This window comes from Mycobacterium sp. RTGN5, from assembly GCF_033804465.1.
Lineage (GTDB): Bacteria > Actinomycetota > Actinomycetes > Mycobacteriales > Mycobacteriaceae > Mycobacterium.
Genome location: NZ_JAPZLA010000001.1, coordinates 2,110,474 through 2,128,107, shown reverse-complemented (window position 1 = coordinate 2,128,107; position 17,634 = coordinate 2,110,474). Strand labels below are relative to the sequence as shown.

Below are 17,634 nucleotides of genomic sequence, written 5' to 3'. Positions count from 1 at the left end.
TTTAGATGAGCGTTGACCAGTAGTTCCAGAACCGAACCAGGATCAGCAGCACTATCGCGGTGAACCAAAGAGCCACAATCGACCAGCGCCAGGTGTACAGAACGCTGGCGACTGCGTTGCCGGCGAGCGGACGAAACGCGATCGAGGACACCACAACCAGAAGCGGGATGGTGACTGACCACACCACCATGCAGTACGGGCACAGCGCGCCGATGCGGTACAGCGTCTGGAAGATCAGCCAGTGGATGAACACGACAGCCAGCCCCGTGCCGATCGTCAAACCCACCCAGTACCACCGGGGCAACGGGACTTTGGTCACCGCGAGCACGCCGGTGACGACGACGACGGTGAAGCCGGCGATGCCGATCAACGGATTGGGAAAGCCGAATGCCGACGCCTGCTCGGTGATCATCACCGAGCCGCACGACAGGATCGGGTTGATACTGCAACTCGGCACGTAGGCCGGGTTGACCAGAATCTCGATCTTCTCGATCGTCAGGGTGACCGAGGAGATCAGTCCGACGACTCCGGCGATCAGCACCCACCAGGCGCTGGTCGCCCGCACTGCGACCCCACCCGGCGCGGTCCCCGCCTCAGCGGGTTCCGTCGGTTCCACCGGCGCCGGGGTCGCCACGCTCACGGGGTCGGTGTCGCCGGGGCCGGAGCAGCCGGTGCCGGGGCCGGAGCGGCCGGTGCCGGGGCAGCAGGTGCAGCCGGGGCCGAAGCCGGCGCAGCCGGCGGCGGGGGCGTCGCGGAATCCAGGCCGGGCACATTGCCGACGATGGCCTTGACCTTGGCGATCAGCTCGTCGGGCGACGCGGGGCTGATGTCCTCGCCGTTGAGCCGGATGGTCGGCGTGGCCTGGATCTTGGCGGCCGCGGCCAGCCCCTCGACCATGTCACTGTGCTTGCCGGAGTTGATGCACTGCGGAACGCCGCCACCCGCACCGGCCTGCCGGGCGGTCTCGATCAGCGAGTTGTTGTCCGGCGCAGCGCCGGAGCCCTCGTCGGGCTGCTGGGCGAACAGCGCGCCGTGGAACCGGAGGAAGGCGTCCTTGTTCTCGTCGCCGACGCAGTAGGCCGCGTTGGCGGCGCGCGTCGAGTAGTTCTTGTTGATCGGCGAGTTCAGGATGGCGACCATGTAGTAGTCGGTGGCGATTGCGCCGCTGTCCACCAGCTTGGTGATGGTCGGGCCGAAGGCCTTCTCGAACTCACGGCAGTGCGGGCACTGGAAGTCTTCATAGAGCGACAAGACGGCCTTGGGCTCGTCGGTGCCGTCCTTCTTGATCAGCGCGCCGGAGGTGATCCGCACCGCCTGGGCAGTGCCGCCGGCCGTCTTCTTGTCATGGCCCGTCACGATGAAGAGCACGAGGCCGACGGCGAAGATGACGACGATCGCAGTCAGGCCTAGCTGGATGAAGAGGTTGCGCTTGCGATCCTGAGCTTTCAGGTCGTAGCGGGGGGCGCTTTTCTTATTGGTGGCCACGGGTCGGTGGATCCTCGCTGTCAAGACTCGGTGTTAGCGCCTCTAGAGTACCGGCGGCGAATTCGGGCCTGTTCCTTCCCCGGAGGGTCAGCCGCGGGCAAGGTGGGCGCGCAACGCCGAGATCATCTCGGCGTTGCACTGGCTGACCTGCCCGCCGAGCGCATTCAGGTTCAGGAATGCATGGGTCATCGGGCCCATCCGGCGGGCGTCGACCGTGACACCGGCCGCGCGCAGCTTCTCCGCATACTGTTCGCCTTCGTCACGCAGCGGGTCGAACCCGGCCGTGATCACCAGCGCAGGCGCCAACCCGGCGAGGTCGTCGGCCAGCAACGGGGAGACCCGCGGATCGCTGACGTCGAGACCCGATCCCTCGATGTAGGCGGCCTCAAACCAGTCCATGTTGCGCTTCGTCAGCAGGAAGCCGTCGCCGAACAGGGTGCGCGATGTGGTGTTACCGCGCAGGTCGGTGACCGGATAGATCAGCCATTGCAGGGCAGGCTGTGCCACGCCGGCGTCGCGGGCCTGACGAGCCACCAGGGCGGCCAGGCAGCCTCCGGCACTGTCACCGCCGACCGCGATCCGCTCGGGATCAGCGCCCAGCTCGGCGGCATGATCGAGGGCCCAGAGGTACGCGGCGTAGGCATCCTCGGCGGCGGCGGGTGCCTTGTGTTCGGGTGCAAGCCGATAGTCGACGGCCAGCACATGCACCCCGGCATCGCGGCAGATCAGCCGGCACGCGCAGTCGTGCGTTTCCAGATCGCCGAAGACGAATCCACCGCCGTGGAAGAACACCAGCAGCGGCGCGCCGTCGTCAGCTGGACGGTAGTGCCGGGCCGCGATGGTTCCGGCCGGTCCCGGAATCGCGACGGGCTCGACGCTGGCGGCGTGGATATTGGGCTCGTCGAGGCTGGCGGTGGCTTCCCGGTTCTGCCGGCGGGTGGCGATCGGGTCGCCGAAGACCGCCAGGCTGCTCATGCCGATCGCTCGCTGCGCGGCCAGCATCGCCTGGATCGAGGGATCAAGGGTGTTCCCGTCGATGGTGATCGCCCGGCCGCCTCCGATCAGCCGCTTGAGGGCGTTCGGCAGCCGCGGGATGATCTTCACTCCCGCCCTGGCACTCACCGCCAGCGCACGTTTGGAAAACCGGCTCTCCGCCATCACTGCACCCCTCACTTCCGGTGTGTGGTCGGCATCGCCGCAGCGTACGGGACCCGCGCTGGCAGCGGTCTGTCAGCCTCCGGCCCGGGCCGGTCGCTTACCAGCCCGCAAATTTCGGTGCCGACCCGCGACGGCGCGCCGGGCCTGCTCAGCTCACCTATCGCCGTCCGTACTATCGTCATCCCGAAGTCGGTGACTCGACAACCGATCATTGCCCGGGTTCGGACCTGGACAAACTCCTATTCCACAGGCAGGTGACATGACACCGGCGGCCCCGATCCCCACCGTCACGCTCAACGACGACAACACCATCCCGGCGCTGGGTCTCGGCGTCGCCGAGTTGTCCGTCGAGGAGACCGAGAACGCGGTGGCCACCGCGCTCGAGGCCGGTTACCGGTTGATCGACACCGCCGCAGCACACGGAAACGAGGAAATCGTCGGCCGCGCCATCGCCGCCTCGGGCGTCCCCCGCGACGAGCTGTTCATCACTACCAAGCTCGCCACCGAGGACCAGGGCTTCCAGGCCGCGCAGGACGCCATCAAGGCCAGCCTCGAACGGCTCGGCCTGGATTACGTGGACCTCTACCTGATCCACTGGCCCGCCGAGCAGAACGGCAAGTACGTCGATGCCTGGGGCGGCCTCATGCGCTCCCGCCAGGACGGCCTGATCAAGTCGATCGGCGTCTCGAACTTCACCCCTGAGCATCTCTCGAACATCATCGATCTCAGCTTCTTCACGCCTGCGATCAACCAGATCGAACTGCACCCGCTGCTCAATCAGGCCGAGCTGCGCGCCGTGCACGCCGAGCATTCGATCGTCACCGAGGCGTACAGCCCGCTGGGCGTGGGTAAGGCGCTCGAGCTTCCTGCGGTCGCCGAAGTAGCTGCGGCACATGGCAAGTCGCCCGCCCAGGTGCTTCTGCGGTGGAGCCTGCAGCTGGGCAATATCGTCATCCCCCGCTCGGCCAATCCGGCGCGGATCGCCGAGAATGCCGACGTGTTCGACTTCGAGCTGACGGCGGCCGAGGTGGAAACCCTCAGCGGGCTCGACGACGGCACCCGGTTCCGGCCGAACCCGGAAACCTACACCGGCACCTAAGGTCTCGCGGTTCGAGCCGCGTCAGCGGCCGAACGCAATTAGGGTGTCCGCATGTCCGACGAGCAGGGACACGAGCCCCCGGCACCGAGAAAGCCGAGATTCGGCGCGTCGAGGTTGCTCGACAGCTATCTGGATTCACCGTTGTCCGGCCTGGCGCCGTGGATCCTGGTGTCGGTGCTGGGCGGCCCGGGCCGGTTCGGAACGGCGATCGCGATCGTCTTCGGCCTCACCCTCTTTACCCTGTGGGCGGGATATCGCCGTGGCGACCGGATGCACTCGCTGACCGTCTTCGGCGCCGCCTACTTCGGCGTGCTGTTGGTGATACGGGCGCTGACCGGGGTCGAGGCCGACCAGTGGCTGAGTACCTGGACGGGCGAGATGTCCAACATCGCGCTGACGGTGTTCGCGGTGGCCACGCTGTTGATCCGCCGACCGTTCACGCTGTCCTACGCCAAGGAGACCACGCCGGAGGAGTTCTGGGACGCACCGGCATTCATTCGCATCAACTACGCCGTCTCGGCGGTGTGGGCCGGCTCATTCGCGTTCGCCGCCGTGGTGGGCTTCGTCGGAATCGTCTGGCTGCACGACCCCGACAACTTCTGGACCGGCTGGGTGCTTCAGCTCGCCGCGACCTTCTTCGCGTTGTCCTTCACCGGGGCCTATCCCGACTACGCGGGCCTCAAATGGGAACGGGAGGCGGGATTGTCGGACGAGCCACTGCCGTCACTGCTGCCGATTGTCGATTGGCTGCCTTCGTACGTGGTGACGATCGGCATCATCGGCTTGATCATCGACGAGATTCCCACCTGGCTCGGGATCACGCTCATCGCCGCCGGGGCGTTGTCGGCAGCCGCCATCCGCCGCATCAGTCCACCGGCGGCGCGAAAGTCACCGGCCTGACGCGGCGGCGCCCGCTAGTCGAGCAGCCAGTCGTTCGGGCTGAACAGCTCGCAGTGCACGCGGCTCAGCGCGATACCGCTTCCGGTCAGCTGAGCACGCACCGCCTGCACGAATCCAGCGTTTCCGCAGAGGTAGATCTCGGCGTCATCGGCGATTTCGACGTCATCGAGGTTCATCAAGCCCTCGTGAATCCCGGTGCTATCGCCGTCGACACCGTCGGCGTACCACAGCTGTAGATCGGCGCCGGGCAGGATGTCCACCAGTTCCTGGTGCCGCTTGCGCAACGGATGGCTCTCCGCGCTGCGGTCGGCGTGCAGAACCTGCACCGGCGTGCGGTGCCCCTGTGCAACAAGGTATTCCAGGATCCCGATCATCGGCGTGATGCCGATACCGGCGGAGATCAGTACCACCGGTGCCCCACTGCGCGGTTGCGGCAGATCGCCGAACGGCACGGTGACATCGAGCAGATCACCCACCCGGACGCATGAGCGAATCCAACTGGACACCTCTCCTACCGGGTGCTGCCTATCGGCGTCCACCGGCTTGACCGCGAAGGTCAGCTCGGTTGCACCCGGCGCGTTCACCAGACTGTATTGGCGCAGCTGACGCGCCCCGTCGGGCAACGTCACACCAACCGAAACATACTGTGCTGCAACCGTGTTAGAGATCCCGTCGGCAGCAACCGTCAGCAGCACGGTGCCGGAGGGGTCGTCCTCACGGGCGGTGACCCGCAGCCGGCGGAAGACGTCTCCGTCCGCGACGCCGACGCTGCGGTAGAGATCGTGCTCCAACGCGATCAACGTGTCGGCCATGATCCAGTACACGCAGTCCCAGGCCGCGGCGACGTCCGCGGTCACGGTGTCGGCGCCCAGCACCTCGACGATCGCCGCGAACAGATGCTCGTGCACGATCGGATACTGGTCGGCCGTAACCCCCAGCGACGCATGCTTGTGGCCAATGCGCGAAAGCAGTTCACTTGGATGCGGCAGATCCGGAGTCACCAGGTGGGTGGCGAATGTCGCGATCGATGCGGCCAGGGCACGCTGCTGCGATCCCTGCGCCTGGTTGCCCCGGTTGAACAGAGTCCGCAGAAGTTCAGGATGACGAGCGAACATCCGGCCGTAGAACACATGAGTGATCTCGTCCACATGCGCACCGACGAGCGGCAGTGTCGCCCTGATGATCTCGGCGTGGTCCGGCTCCAGTTCCTGCACAACCAGGCCGCCTGCGGTGGTGGTCATCCCAGTTTCCTTTCGGTGGTGAGTTGCAATACGACGGGCAGCGATCTGCTGCCGACGAGATCGGTGACGGTATAGCGGTCGAGTTCGGTGTAGAACGCCTCTTTGGCGTCGGCGAGTACCCGTCGCAATCGGCAGGCCGCGATCAACGGGCAGGCAGACTGCCCCACGCAATCGACGACTTCGCGATCGCCTTCGAGTTGGCGCACCAGCCAACCCAGCGAGACCTCCCGGCCGGCGTCGGTGAGTTCCAGCCCGCCTGTCCGTCCGCGGCGGGCGTACACCAGTCCCATCTCCGTCAATCGCGAGACCGCCTTGGCGACGTGGTTCTCCGACGCTCCGGCGGCGGCAGCGACCGTTCTGGTGGTGACCCGCTGTTCGCGGGCCTGGCCCGTGGCCAGCAGCATCATGGCCCGGAGTCCCAGGTCGGTGAAGCGTGTGAGCTGCATGAATGCGACGCTAGTTTATTGCGCATCCAGAATGCGCATTTAACGGGTGTGGGCTTGAATACTACGAATCGTGCGGTTTTTTGACCTGCGGTGATCGCGGATTCGCCGCCGATCAACCCTTGGGGCAGGTGGCCGCGGACTCACGCAGCTCGTCGGCCGACGCTTGGTCCACCGGCAATGAGTAGCCGCGCAGCACGGCGATGAACTGCACGGCGTACTGGCACCAGAAGGCGTGATTGGGCGGCATCCAGGCACCCGGCGGCTGATCGCCCTTGTCCTGGTTGACCTGCCCCGCCACCGCCAACAGGTTGGCGGGATCGTTGGCGAACCGAATCCGCATGGCGTCCGGCCAGTCTCGCGCCCCCATGTCCCACGCGTAGGCCAGCGGCACCAGGTGGTCGATCTGCACGGCCGCCCCCACCTGCGCGCCCCGGGTGAACGAAATCGTCGCGCTGGTATAGGGATCGTGCAGCTCGCCGGTGGCGACGGCCTGCGGGCAGCGCTTGGTGAAGACGTAGGTTTTGTCGACGAGATCACGGTCGAGGATGTCGTCGCGGGTGTCGCAGCCGTTGTGTCCACCCGGAGCGGAGTTCTGGTCGTCCCAGGCATCGCCGAACGCCGCGCGCTGATAGTCGTACCCCCGCAGCCGCTGCGGGACGATCACAATGCCGGCGAGCACATCGGCTCCCGGCGCCACGGTCGGCACATCGGCACGCGCGACCATCCGATCCGGTTCACCGGTCGACGAGATCACCTGCACCGAGACGATCACCGACAGCGCCGCGATCACCGCCAGCCAGATCAGCGGACGGCGCTTCATGACTTGTCCAGGAAGTCGATGCGGTCACCGCCGGTGAACTGCCCGGCCAGTACGGCCATCCCCCGGTTGGCGGGGTCGCGGGCATGCATCGACTGTGCCACTTCCCGCGCGTCAACGATGACCTCAAGGTGTTCGGCCAGCGACAGGAAGCGCAACGTGATCGGTCGACCGGATTGGTTGAGCCCCAACACATCTCCCTCGCGGCGCTCCTGCAGATCCAGATCCGCGAGCGCGAACCCGTCCTGAGTGCCTGCCACCGCGGTCAACCGCTCGCCCGCCTTGGAGCCTTCCGGAAGTTTTGTCGCCAGCAGGCACAGACTGGCATGCGCGCCGCGCCCGATACGCCCGCGCAGCTGGTGTAGCTGGCTGATGCCGAACCTGTCGGCGTCCATCACCACCATCACCGTCGCGTTCGGCACATCCACGCCCACCTCGATCACTGTGGTGCACACCAGGACATCGATGTCCCCGGCCCGGAACGCGGCCATCACCGCATCCTTCTCGTCGCCGGACAGCCGGCCGTGCATCAGGCCCAGCCGCAGTCCGGCCAGCGGTCCGTGGCCCAGGTGCTTGAACAACGTCAGGACGGTCTCGGCGGGCGGACCATCGGTTGCCGCAGCCGTCTTGTCATCCTCATCGATGCGGGACGCGACGACGTAGGCCTGCCTGCCCTCGCCGATCTCCTCGATGATCCGTTGCCACGCCCGGGCCAGCCATTGCGGCTTGTCCTTGATGAAGATCGTGTTGGTGGTGATCGGCTGGCGCCCGCGCGGAAGTTCGCGCATCGTCGAGGTTTCCAGGTCGCCGTACACCGTCAACGCCACCGTGCGCGGGATCGGCGTCGCCGTCATCACCAGCAGGTGCGGCGTCAGACCAGCAGGAGCCTTGGCGCGCAACCGGTCTCGCTGCTCCACACCGAACCGGTGCTGTTCGTCGACGACGACGAAACCCAATCGCTGGAACTCCACCGCCTCCTGCAGCAGAGCGTGGGTGCCGATGACGATGCCGGCCTCCCCCGCGGCGACCTCGTCACGCACCTGACGCTTCTGGGCCGCCGACATCGAGCCGGTCAACAACGCCACCCGGGTCGCGCCCTCCTCGCCGCCGAGCTGGCCGGCCATCGCCAGCGGTCCGAGGACAGCGCGGATCGACAGCGCATGTTGGGCAGCAAGGACTTCCGTCGGGGCCAGCAGCGCGCACTGGTAGCCGGCGTCGACCATCTGCAGCATCGCCAGCACCGACACGATCGTCTTGCCGGAGCCGACCTCACCCTGCAACAGCCGGTTCATCGGCTTGGTCGCAGCCAACTCCGTGGTGACAACGCCGAGTACTTCCTGCTGCCCCGCGGTCAGGTCGAACGGCAGCCGGCCCATCAGACCGGCGGCCAACCCGTCGTCACGATGCGGTGCGGGCGGCCCGGATTCGCCGAGTTCACCGTGTCGCCGCTGGGCCAGCGCCCACTGCATCCCGACGGCTTCGTCGAACCTCAGCCGCTCACGGGCAGCCTCCCGTTCGGGTTCGCGCTCGGCGAGGTGAATATCGTGCAGCGCGGTGCCTTCAGATATCAGACCACGTTGATCCACAACAGCTTTCGGCAGCGGATCGGCGATCGGATCGAGCACGGCCAGAACCTGCTGCACACAGGCGTAGATATCCCAGCTCTGCAGCTTGGAGCTGGCCGGGTAGATCGGGAAGAAGTCACGCTCGAACGCCGCCATGGACAGCTCGCCGCTCGGCGAGGTCGAGGTGTCGGCGATCGTCTTGAGCGACTTGCTGCCGAATACCCGCCCCTTCGGCGAGTTCAGCGCCAGGAAATCCGGATGAGTCAGCTGCATGTTGCCGTTGAAGAAGCCGACCTCCCCGGACAGCATCAGCCGGACGCCCTCGATCAATTCCTTCTTGAGCCACTTGGCGTTGAAGAACGTCGCGGTGACCTTGCGTCGCCCCTTGCCCAGCGTGATCACCAGGTATTCACGCTTGGGTTGACGGTTGGTCCAACGGACGTCGGCCTTCTCGATTTCCCCGACCAGAGTGACGTGCTCACCCGCCTCCGGCAGCACCTCGTCCTCGCCCCATACCGACATCCCGTGGATGTACTTGCGGGGGTAGTGCCGCAGCAGGTCGTCGACGGTGTGGATGCCGAACACGTCGTCGAGCAGACCGGCGGCCTTGCCACCAAGGATGCCGTCGAGCCGGTCGCTGAGGCCGACCACGGTTACTCCACCCCGATCAGCAGTGCGTCGCCGCGATGGCCGGTGGAATAGGTCGCGAATTCGATACCGGGATGGCGGCGATGGATGTGGTCGGCGAGTGCGGCGGCGACGGCGGGATCGGCGCCGTCGCCGACGAGCACCGTCACCAATTCCCCGCCGGCGACCAACAGCAAGTCGATCAACCCGGTGGCCGCGCCGGTCACATCGTCGGCGACCACCAGCACCTCGTCGCCGGCGATGCCAAGGCCGTCACCGGGTTCGCAGGTACCGGCCCACGTCAGCGCCTGCTCGGTGGCGGTGCGCACCGAACCGTGCCGGGCCGCGGCTGCCGCCCTGGCCATCGAGAAGCCGTCGTCGACGGCATGCCGGGTCGAGTCGTGGACGGCGAGTGCGGCCAGCCCCTGCACCATCGATCCCGTGGGCAACGCGACGACGTCGATGCCCCAACCGATTCCGGCCGTGCAGCCGGAGACCAGTTCCTCGGCCGCGATGTAACCATTGGGCAGCACCAGCACCTGAGCGGCTCCGGTGTCGACGAGGGCGCGCACCAGCTCCCGGGCGGAGATGCCGTTGGCCGGGTCGGCCAGCGCGGCGCCCGGACGCAACACGCAGGCGCCCTCCTGGTCGAAAAGCTCTGCGGCGCCGTCACCGTCGACGATGGCCAGTACCGCGCGGTCGCGACTCCAGCTACCCGGCGAAACCCGGGCCGGGCCGGCGCTCAACACCGAGATCTGAATGTGGCTGACCGCACCGGCCGCCAGCCCGGCCTCCACCGCGGCGCCGGCGTCGTCGGTGTGGACGTGGATCGAGTGGCGATCCGCATCAGCGCTTGCGGCGATCGCCACCGAATCGCCGAGCTGCTCCAATCGGGCGCGCAGCGGGTCGAGTGCGGTCGCGTCACAGTCGGCGAGCAGATACATCACCTCGAATTGCGGCGGACGGGGTGCAGCAGCAGCACTTTCCAGTCGCGGCGGTCCCGGCTCGTAGGCATCCCGATGCGGCGAATGCCCGGTGACGGTGGCGGTCAACGCATCGATGAGGACCAGGAAGCCACGCCCGCCGGCGTCGACCACGCCCGCCGCGGCCAGCGCGTCGAGCTGATCGGGCGTGCGTTCCAGCGCCGCGACCCCCGCGTCGCCGCCGGCGGCCAGCGCCGCGGCCAGTCCCGCGCCCTCGGCGGCGGCGTGCTGGATCGCTTCGGCGACGGCCTGCAGCACCGACACGATGGTGCCGGCCACCAGCTCGCCGCCCATCGACGACACCACCAGCCCGACGGCGTGCCGCAGCGCAGCACCGAGCAGAACCGCGTCGATATCGGCGAGGGACCCGTCGGTGTCGTCGGCCGCCGATGCCGTCACCTCGGCCAGGCCGCGCAGGATCTGCGACAGGATCACACCGGAGTTTCCGCGGGCGCCGTGCAGCGCGCCGTCGGCCAACGCGGCGGTCATCAGGCTGACGTCGCCCGAGCCGGCCGCCGATTTCGCCTCGTCCAGCGCCGAGCGCATGGTGAAGAGCAGATTTGTGCCGGTGTCGGCGTCGGCCACCGGGAACACGTTGAGCCGGTTGATCTCGTCGGTGTGGGTGATCAGGTCGCCGACGGCGGTGTGAGCCCAATCGCGCAGGGCTGATGCGTCCAGCCGCCGGTCCGGCATCGGCACCTCCTCGCGATCCCTGGCACACCACACGGCTCCGTCGCGCCAGCCTAACCAGTCCACCCGACAGTGCGACGTCACCGGCGGCCACCACGGTGGGATGTTACGATCACCGCAGGTCAGTGACCTTTGCGCAGTCGCCAACCGGACGGGCGGCGGAGCATTTTGGCGTTCGGTTCACCGGACCGCTATTCTGGTCAGGTTGTCGGGTCACCCGTCGCGCGGTCGCTGGCCCCCTGGACAAAGTTTGACTACTGATTTAGAGGAGTTCTACATGGCTGCCGTGTGCGACGTTTGCGGAAAGGGCCCCGGCTTCGGCAAGTCGGTGTCGCATTCCCACCGCCGGACCAGCCGTCGCTGGAACCCGAACATCCAGACCGTGCACGCCGTGAGCCGTCCCGGCGGCAACAAGAAGCGCGTCAACGTCTGCACCTCGTGCCTGAAGGCCGGCAAGGTCACCCGCGGCTAATTGCCCCTCTCTTGCGCCCAAACCAACGTTTGGGCGCAAAAGTTCGAGTAGATCCCTGCAGAACGTCGATCTCGGCGTCGGTTAGGGCAGCCGCCAGTCAATCGGCTCGGCACCCATCCCGGTCAACAGTTCGTTGGCCCGGCTGAACGGCCGCGAGCCGAAGAATCCCCGCGACGCAGACAGTGGCGACGGATGTGCCGACTCGATCACCGGGTTGCGAGTCCCATCCAGCATCGGCTTCAACGTCGACGCGTCACGCCCCCACAGGATCGCCACCATCGGCTGATCGCGCGCGGCCAACGCGCGGATGGCGCATTCGGTGACCGCTTCCCAGCCCTTGCCCCGGTGCGATGCCGGGGTGCCGGGCCGCACGGTCAGCACCCTGTTGAGCAGCATGACGCCGCGCTGCGACCATGGCGTCAGATCACCATTGGACGGCGCCGGGTAGCCGAGATCGGCGGTGTATTCGCTGAAGATGTTGGACAGGCTGCGCGGCAGCGGTCGCACGTCGGGGGCCACCGAGAAGCTCAGGCCCACCGCGTGGCCCGGTGTCGGGTAGGGATCCTGGCCGACGATCAGCACCCGCACCTCGGCGAACGGGAAGGTGAACGCGCGCAGCACGTTCGGCCCGGCGGGCAGATAGCGCTCGCCGGCGGCGATCTCAGCACGCAGGAACTGACCCATCTGCGAGACCTGATCGCTGACCGGGGCCAGCGCCTGCGCCCAGCCGTCGTCGATGAGTTCGGTCAGCGGCCGGGCGGTGGAAGTCACGGGGGCCAACCTAACTCGTGGGCTCAGTCGAACGATTGCCAACCCGCCGAGCCGGCCCAGGGCCGCCCGTCCAGCCGAACCTCGGGTGGACCGTCGGCCACCGTGCCGATCACCCGCCAACCCGCCGGCACCGCACCGGGAAAGCACGCGACGAGCGCGTGATCTTCACCACCGGAGAGCACCAGCGACACCGGCTCGACGCCAGCGGCCGTGGCCGCGGCGGCGACGGCGTCCACGTCGGGCCGCAGCGCGTCGGAGGCGAGATCGATGGCCACCCCGGATCCTTCGGCAATATGGCCGAGGTCGGCGAGCAGCCCGTCGGAGACGTCCGTCATGGCCTGCGCGCCGGCCTCCGTGGCCACGACCCCCTGCCCGTACGGCGGTCGCGGCACCAGATGCCAGCGGCGCAGATCGTCGAACCCTTCGATGCCGTTGTGCCACAACAGATATCCGGCCGCCGAGCGGCCAAGCTCACCGGCGACGGCGACCACGGAACCCGCCCGTGCGCCGCTGCGCAACACCGGGGCACGTCCACCGAGATCACCCAGCGCGGTCACCGACACCACCCACTGCGGGCTGGATACCAGATCCCCGCCAACGATCCCGGCGCCCAATGCCGAAGCCTCCTGCCACATCCCGTCGGACAGCTCCTGCACCCGCGACACCGCGGTGTCCGGCGGGGCGCCGAACCCGACGACGAACGCGCTGCACCGCGCGCCCATCGACTCGACGTCGGCAGCGTTCTGCGCGATGGCCTTTCGGCCGACGTCGTAGGGCGCCGACCAGTCCAACCGAAAGTGACGCCCTTCCACCAGCATGTCGGTGGTGACGACGATCCGCCCGTCGGGCGCGCTCACCACCGCCGCGTCATCCCCGGGCCCGACGCTCACCCCGGCGGGCTGACGGCGCCCCGACACCAGTCGGTCGATCACCGGGAATTCGCCCAACTCACGCAAGGTGGGTTCGCCAGCGTCGGCCACGGCGCCTCCCCTCCTGTCGCACACGCTGATCGGTGCGGCAACCTGCGGTACGTTTTCCCTGCCGGTCTAGGACACGTCAGTCTAGGGCGGCACCGCGCACGGGCGAACATCGAGACGAGGAGGCGACGGGTGGTGGAGGCCTACATGCTGATCCAGACCGAGGTCGGCCGCGCCGAGCTCGTCGCCAAGCAGGTGGCCGCGCTGCCAGGTGTGCTGTCGTCGGAATACGTGACCGGACCGTACGACGTGGTGGTGCGGGTCGGCTCCGCCAGCGAAGACGACCTCGCCGCCACTGTCGTGCCCAGCATTCAGCAGATCACCGGGATCACTCGAACCCTGACCTGCCCCATCGCCGATGCCGACTGAGCGACAGTGCGCCGAGTGTGCGGTTTCATCCGCGACGCGCCGAGTTTGGCGTAGTACACCGCACACTCGTGTAATAACGAGGCAGTGAGCGCCACCGAAGAAAGCCCGCCGGACGGTCCGCCCCGCGCCCTGCTGATTGCGGGTGTGGTGGTGGGGGTCGTCTCGATCGGCGCCGTCCTGGCGATCGCCGCCACCCGGCAGGCGCCGGTCCAGCCGGTGGTCATCGCGGCCGCGCCGGCACCCCAAGCCGATTCCTCGACCTGCCGGGCCCTGATCGACGCACTGCCCGCCAACCTCGGTGAATTCCATCGGGTGGTCGCGGCAGACCCGGTGCCGCAGGGAGCCGCGGCATGGCGCGGCGAGGCCGACAATTACCCGGTGATCATGCGGTGCGGGATCGACCGACCTGCCGAGTTCGTCGTCGGCTCCCCCATCCAGATGGTCAATGCGGTGCAGTGGTTCCGGCTCGACGATCCCGACACCGACCACAGCACCTGGGTCACCGTGGATCGCCCTGTCTACGTGGCACTCACACTGCCGACCGAGTCGGGACCGACCCCGATCCAGACCTTGTCGGATCTGATCGCGAGCACCACGCCTGCGGTTCCGATCGATCCGAACCCGGCGCGCTGAGTCAGCGCAGACCGGTTCCCCGGGCCAGCGCGGTCTCGACCATGGTGCTCACCAGCGTCGGATAGTCGATACCGCTGGCAGCCCACATCCGCGGGTACATCGAGATCGTCGTGAAGCCGGGCATCGTGTTGATCTCGTTGACCACCGGACCGTCGTCGGTGAGGAAGAAGTCCACCCGGGCCAGGCCTTGGCAGTCCAGCGCCTTGAACGTCTGAATTGCCAAGCGCTGCAATTCTTCTGCCACATCGTCGTCGACCTTGGCCGGCACGTCGAGTTCGGCGCCGTCGTCGAGGTACTTGGTGGCGAAGTCGTAGAATCCGTCCTCACGACCCAGGACTCCGGCAACGCGAATCTCGCCGATGGCACTGGCTTGCACTGAGCCGTCCGGGAATTCGAGCACTCCGCATTCGAGCTCCCGGCCTCCGATGGCGGCCTCGATGATCACCTTCGGATCGTGACGACGGGCGTCGGCGATCGCCACCGTCAGCTCGTCGGCGTTGTTGACCCGGCTCACCCCGATCGACGAGCCACCGCGGGCCGGCTTGACGAACATCGGAAAGCCCAGTCGGTCAACATCGTCCAGCGTCGGCGCCTGCTGCTGTGCGCGCAGCACAACGTGGTCGCCGATCGGCAGCCCGGCGGCGGCCAGCAGCTTCTTGGTGAATTCCTTGTCCATGCCGGCCGCGCTGGCGAACACTCCGGCACCCACGTAGGGGATGCCCGCCAATTCCAGCAGACCCTGGATGGTGCCGTCTTCGCCGTAAGGGCCGTGCAGGATCGGGAAGACCACATCGACCGACGTCAGCATTTGACCGGGGGTCTGGCCCAGCGACACCAGCTCGCCGCGGCGCAGCGGATCGGCGGCCAGGGCCAGCGCGGTCCCCGACTCGCCGGTGACCTCCGGCAGCTGCCGGTCGGTGATGGCCAGGGTCTCGGGACTGCCGTCGGTCAGCACCCACGAGCCCTGCGGGGTGATGCCGACGGCGACGATCTCGAAGCGCTCCGGGTCGAGGTTCTTCAGGATGCTGCCTGCCGATACACACGAAATCGCGTGCTCGGAGCTACGGCCCCCGTAGATGACGGCGACACGGACACGAGGCCGGTCGGAGGGCAGACGGGAAGTCACAACCTAGAGAGGCTACAGCGCGGGTGTTATCGGCACGATCCGACGCCGTGCACAGGCATTTCAGGCGTCGAGGGCGGCCAGGACGTCGGCGACCAGATCGTCGGTGTCCTCGATGCCGGCCGAAATCCGGGCAAACCCGTCCGCCACCGGATCGCCCCACCGAGCCCGGCGGTCCACCGAGGTGTGGATACCGCCGAAGCTCGTCGAGGCGACCAACAACTCGCTGCGTCGCACCAAGGCGTGCACCGCCGCCGCGTCGGCGAGTTCGAGGGACACCAGTCCGCCGAAGCGGCGCATCTGGGCGGCCGCTACCGGGTAGGACGGGTCGCCGGGCAACCCCGGGTAGCGCACCGACCGGACTCTCGGGTGGCTCATCACTGCGGTCGCCAGAGCCAGCGAGTTCTGGCACTGCCGCTCGAAGCGCAGTCCGACGCTGCCGAGGCTGCGCAACACCAGCCACGCTTCGAACGAACCGAGAATCGCGCCGGAGAGCAACCGCTCGCGCTCCAACGCCGCCATCAGTTCGGGGTGGCTGCCCGCGGCGTAACCCGCCAGTAAGTCACTGTGACCGGACAACGCCTTGGTGGCGCTGGCCACCACAAGATCGGCGCCCAGCGACAACGGTTGCTGCCCCAACGGGGTTGCGGTGGTGTTGTCGACAAGCAGCCGCGCTCCCCGGTGGTGGCAGATCTCGGCCAGCCGGTGCAGATCCACCACGTCCAGCGCCGGGTTCGTCGGGGTCTCAGCCAGCACCACATCGGCGTCCTCGGCGGCCCGGTAGATCTGCTCAGCGCTCGACTCGCGAACCGTGACACCAAGTGGCGCAAGGCTTTCAGCGGCATATCGGCGCACCTGGTAGTAGCCGTCAGCCGGAACAACCAGCACCGAACCAGGTTTGGCCGTCACCCGCAACGCCGCGGTGATGGCCGCCATCCCAGACCCGAAGCTCAGCGCGGCGGTGGCGCCTTCCAGCTGGGCCAGCGCCGACTCCAGCTGACGCCAGGTCGGATTCGAGCCGCGGCCATAGGTGTTGGCCTCGCTGCCCTCGTCGTCGGACAGATGGAACGCCGACGCCAGAACCGGGCCCGGCCCGACCGGCTCGCCCGGAATCGGCTGGGAACTCACCGCTTTGACAGCGCGGGTGGAATCGCCATAACGATCGCTCATTGTCTGATCACTCCGGGCCTGATCACTCCGGTTTGGTGCTACGGCCCAGCAACAGTGCTACCGCCTGGTCGACCGACAAGCCCTTGTGGCACACCCGATGGACCGCATCGGTCAACGGCATCTCGACGTCATAGCTGGACGCCAGCGCCAGGATCGACTCGCACGACGCGACACCTTCGGCCACGTGGCCGCCCGCGGCCAGCTGAGCCGCCTCGATGGTGCCGCCCCGGCCGAGTCGTTCGCCGAAGGTGCGGTTGCGGGACTGGCTCGATGTGCAGGTGGCGACCAGATCGCCGACGCCGGCAAGACCGGCCAGCGTCGCCGGCTTGGCGCCCACCGCGATTCCCAACCGCATGATCTCGGCCAGTCCGCGGGTGATGATCGCAGCCGCGGTGTTCTCCCCCAGCCCCACTCCCGCTGCCATGCCGCAGGCCAGCGCGATGACGTTCTTGCAGGCCCCACCGATCTCGGTGCCGATCACGTCGGCGTTGGTGTAGGGCCGGAAGTAGCCGGTGCTCAGTGAGCGCTGCAGTGCCACCGCGCGACCGGAATCGGTGCAGGCCACCACCGTTGCGGCGGGTTGTTCGTCGGCAATCTCATCGGCCAGGTTGGGGCCGGACACCACAGCCACCTGATTGGCGTCTACGCCGGCTACTTGCACGATCACCTGACTCATCCGCATCAGGCTGCCCAACTCGATGCCCTTGGCGAGGCTGACCAGGGTGGCGCCGTCGGCGATCAGCGGACGCCACTGTTCGAGATTGGCACGCAAGGTCTGGGACGGGACGGCCAGCAGCACGGTGGTCAGCCCGTCGAGGGCCTCGGCCGCATCGGTCGTGGCGCGGATCGCGCCCGGCAGCTCGATACCCGGGAGATAAGCAGTGTTGATGTGTGTGGCGTTGATCTCATCGGCCACCTCGCCGCGGCGCGCCCACAACCGGACCTCGGAACCGGCCTGGGCCAGCACCTTGGCCAGTGCGGTCCCCCAGGCGCCGGCGCCCATCACCGCCGCGGTGCCCACCGTGCTGGTCATGGTGATTAACGTAGCCCACGCCGCTGCGACTACTCGCCGACCAGGAATGCAGCCGGCCCCGACGACGCTGGAAGG

At 67.7% G+C, this 17,634-nt stretch carries 18 protein-coding genes; 5 read left to right on the top strand and 13 right to left on the bottom strand.

The annotated features are described in order from the left end of the window. Position 1: 1 nt before the first annotated feature. From SLQ31_RS10375 to SLQ31_RS10365, 3 genes are all read right to left on the bottom strand, one after another. Positions 2–634, bottom strand: a complete 633-nt coding sequence (locus SLQ31_RS10375) for a vitamin K epoxide reductase family protein (RefSeq protein ID WP_413641946.1) — start codon at positions 632–634, stop codon at positions 2–4. 2 nt (positions 635–636) lie between these two features. Continuing rightward, positions 637–1,485, bottom strand: coding sequence for a DsbA family protein (locus SLQ31_RS10370; RefSeq protein WP_319432009.1), 849 nt, complete (start codon positions 1,483–1,485; stop codon positions 637–639). Positions 1,486–1,572: 87 nt separating this feature from the next. Next, positions 1,573–2,643, bottom strand: a complete 1,071-nt coding sequence (locus SLQ31_RS10365) for an alpha/beta hydrolase (RefSeq protein WP_319432008.1) — start codon at positions 2,641–2,643, stop codon at positions 1,573–1,575. 259 nt (positions 2,644–2,902) lie between these two features. Here SLQ31_RS10365 and SLQ31_RS10360 point away from each other — a divergent pair, with 259 nt between their 5' ends. Together SLQ31_RS10360 and SLQ31_RS10355 are read left to right on the top strand one after the other, a co-directional pair. Next, positions 2,903–3,742, top strand: coding sequence for an aldo/keto reductase (locus SLQ31_RS10360; protein WP_319432007.1), 840 nt, complete (start codon positions 2,903–2,905; stop codon positions 3,740–3,742). Between the two features lie 51 nt (positions 3,743–3,793). After that, positions 3,794–4,642, top strand: coding sequence for a hypothetical protein (locus SLQ31_RS10355; RefSeq protein ID WP_319432006.1), 849 nt, complete (start codon positions 3,794–3,796; stop codon positions 4,640–4,642). Between the two features lie 14 nt (positions 4,643–4,656). Here SLQ31_RS10355 and SLQ31_RS10350 read toward each other — a convergent pair whose 3' ends face one another. From SLQ31_RS10350 to SLQ31_RS10330, 5 genes are all read right to left on the bottom strand, one after another. Then, the gene (locus SLQ31_RS10350; protein ID WP_319432005.1) at positions 4,657–5,883 is read right to left on the bottom strand and encodes a globin domain-containing protein; all 1,227 of its coding nucleotides are present in this window, start codon (positions 5,881–5,883) and stop codon (positions 4,657–4,659) included. Further along, positions 5,880–6,329 (bottom strand): Rrf2 family transcriptional regulator, encoded by a 450-nt coding sequence (locus SLQ31_RS10345; RefSeq protein ID WP_319432004.1) that lies wholly within the window; start codon positions 6,327–6,329, stop codon positions 5,880–5,882. Before SLQ31_RS10345 ends, SLQ31_RS10350 begins: the two co-directional genes overlap by 4 nt. A 112-nt stretch (positions 6,330–6,441) precedes the next feature. Next, positions 6,442–7,149, bottom strand: coding sequence for an HNH endonuclease family protein (locus tag SLQ31_RS10340; protein ID WP_319432003.1), 708 nt, complete (start codon positions 7,147–7,149; stop codon positions 6,442–6,444). Then, a complete protein-coding gene (recG, locus tag SLQ31_RS10335; RefSeq protein WP_319432002.1) occupies positions 7,146–9,362 on the bottom strand; it encodes an ATP-dependent DNA helicase RecG in 2,217 nt (738 codons plus the stop codon). The genes SLQ31_RS10340 and recG overlap by 4 nt, the downstream gene beginning before the upstream one ends. Before the next feature lie 2 nt (positions 9,363–9,364). Then, complete coding sequence (locus SLQ31_RS10330; protein ID WP_413641691.1) at positions 9,365–11,014, bottom strand: DAK2 domain-containing protein; 1,650 nt, start codon at positions 11,012–11,014, stop codon at positions 9,365–9,367. Positions 11,015–11,288: 274 nt separating this feature from the next. On the opposite strand from SLQ31_RS10330, the gene rpmB reads away from it, so the two are divergent. Next, positions 11,289–11,483 carry a 50S ribosomal protein L28 gene (gene rpmB / locus SLQ31_RS10325; RefSeq protein ID WP_319432001.1) on the top strand — a complete coding sequence of 65 codons (195 nt, stop codon included), beginning with the start codon at positions 11,289–11,291 and terminating at the stop codon, positions 11,481–11,483. An 81-nt stretch (positions 11,484–11,564) separates the two neighbouring features. Here rpmB and SLQ31_RS10320 read toward each other — a convergent pair whose 3' ends face one another. Together SLQ31_RS10320 and SLQ31_RS10315 are read right to left on the bottom strand one after the other, a co-directional pair. Further along, complete coding sequence (locus SLQ31_RS10320) at positions 11,565–12,254, bottom strand: uracil-DNA glycosylase (RefSeq protein WP_319432000.1); 690 nt, start codon at positions 12,252–12,254, stop codon at positions 11,565–11,567. Positions 12,255–12,277: 23 nt separating this feature from the next. Further along, positions 12,278–13,234, bottom strand: coding sequence for a thiamine-phosphate kinase (locus SLQ31_RS10315; RefSeq protein ID WP_319431999.1), 957 nt, complete (start codon positions 13,232–13,234; stop codon positions 12,278–12,280). Positions 13,235–13,363: 129 nt separating this feature from the next. On the opposite strand from SLQ31_RS10315, the gene SLQ31_RS10310 reads away from it, so the two are divergent. Both SLQ31_RS10310 and SLQ31_RS10305 read left to right on the top strand, forming a co-directional pair. Continuing rightward, positions 13,364–13,600 carry an Lrp/AsnC ligand binding domain-containing protein gene (locus SLQ31_RS10310; RefSeq protein WP_319431998.1) on the top strand — a complete coding sequence of 79 codons (237 nt, stop codon included), beginning with the start codon at positions 13,364–13,366 and terminating at the stop codon, positions 13,598–13,600. Between the two features lie 84 nt (positions 13,601–13,684). Then, complete coding sequence (locus SLQ31_RS10305; protein WP_319431997.1) at positions 13,685–14,233, top strand: DUF3515 domain-containing protein; 549 nt, start codon at positions 13,685–13,687, stop codon at positions 14,231–14,233. 1 nt (position 14,234) lies between these two features. Here SLQ31_RS10305 and SLQ31_RS10300 read toward each other — a convergent pair whose 3' ends face one another. The 3 genes from SLQ31_RS10300 to SLQ31_RS10290 all read right to left on the bottom strand — a co-directional run bounded on the left by SLQ31_RS10300 (position 14,235) and on the right by SLQ31_RS10290 (position 17,559). After that, positions 14,235–15,347: a D-alanine--D-alanine ligase family protein gene (locus tag SLQ31_RS10300; RefSeq protein WP_319433019.1), complete on the bottom strand. Its 1,113-nt coding sequence runs from the start codon at positions 15,345–15,347 to the stop codon at positions 14,235–14,237. 72 nt (positions 15,348–15,419) lie between these two features. After that, a complete protein-coding gene (locus SLQ31_RS10295) occupies positions 15,420–16,526 on the bottom strand; it encodes a cystathionine gamma-lyase (protein WP_319431996.1) in 1,107 nt (368 codons plus the stop codon). Between the two features lie 22 nt (positions 16,527–16,548). Then, on the bottom strand, positions 16,549–17,559 hold the full coding sequence (locus SLQ31_RS10290) for an NAD(P)H-dependent glycerol-3-phosphate dehydrogenase (protein WP_319431995.1): 1,011 nt from the start codon (positions 17,557–17,559) through the stop codon (positions 16,549–16,551). Positions 17,560–17,634 lie beyond the last annotated feature (75 nt).

Excerpts from the sequence above, each read along its gene's own strand:
- SLQ31_RS10365 (WP_319432008.1), bottom strand. The coding sequence starts at position 2,643 with ATGGCGGAGAGCCGGTTTTCCAAACGTGCGCTGGCGGTGAGTGCCAGG.
- SLQ31_RS10360 (WP_319432007.1), top strand. The coding sequence starts at position 2,903 with ATGACACCGGCGGCCCCGATCCCCACCGTCACGCTCAACGACGACAAC.
- SLQ31_RS10355 (WP_319432006.1), top strand. The coding sequence starts at position 3,794 with ATGTCCGACGAGCAGGGACACGAGCCCCCGGCACCGAGAAAGCCGAGA.
- SLQ31_RS10350 (WP_319432005.1), bottom strand. The coding sequence starts at position 5,883 with ATGACCACCACCGCAGGCGGCCTGGTTGTGCAGGAACTGGAGCCGGAC.
- SLQ31_RS10345 (WP_319432004.1), bottom strand. The coding sequence starts at position 6,329 with ATGCAGCTCACACGCTTCACCGACCTGGGACTCCGGGCCATGATGCTG.
- SLQ31_RS10340 (WP_319432003.1), bottom strand. The coding sequence starts at position 7,149 with ATGAAGCGCCGTCCGCTGATCTGGCTGGCGGTGATCGCGGCGCTGTCG.
- SLQ31_RS10330 (WP_413641691.1), bottom strand. The coding sequence starts at position 11,014 with ATGCCGGACCGGCGGCTGGACGCATCAGCCCTGCGCGATTGGGCTCAC.
- rpmB (WP_319432001.1), top strand. The coding sequence starts at position 11,289 with ATGGCTGCCGTGTGCGACGTTTGCGGAAAGGGCCCCGGCTTCGGCAAG.
- SLQ31_RS10295 (WP_319431996.1), bottom strand. The coding sequence starts at position 16,526 with ATGAGCGATCGTTATGGCGATTCCACCCGCGCTGTCAAAGCGGTGAGT.
- SLQ31_RS10290 (WP_319431995.1), bottom strand. The coding sequence starts at position 17,559 with ATGACCAGCACGGTGGGCACCGCGGCGGTGATGGGCGCCGGCGCCTGG.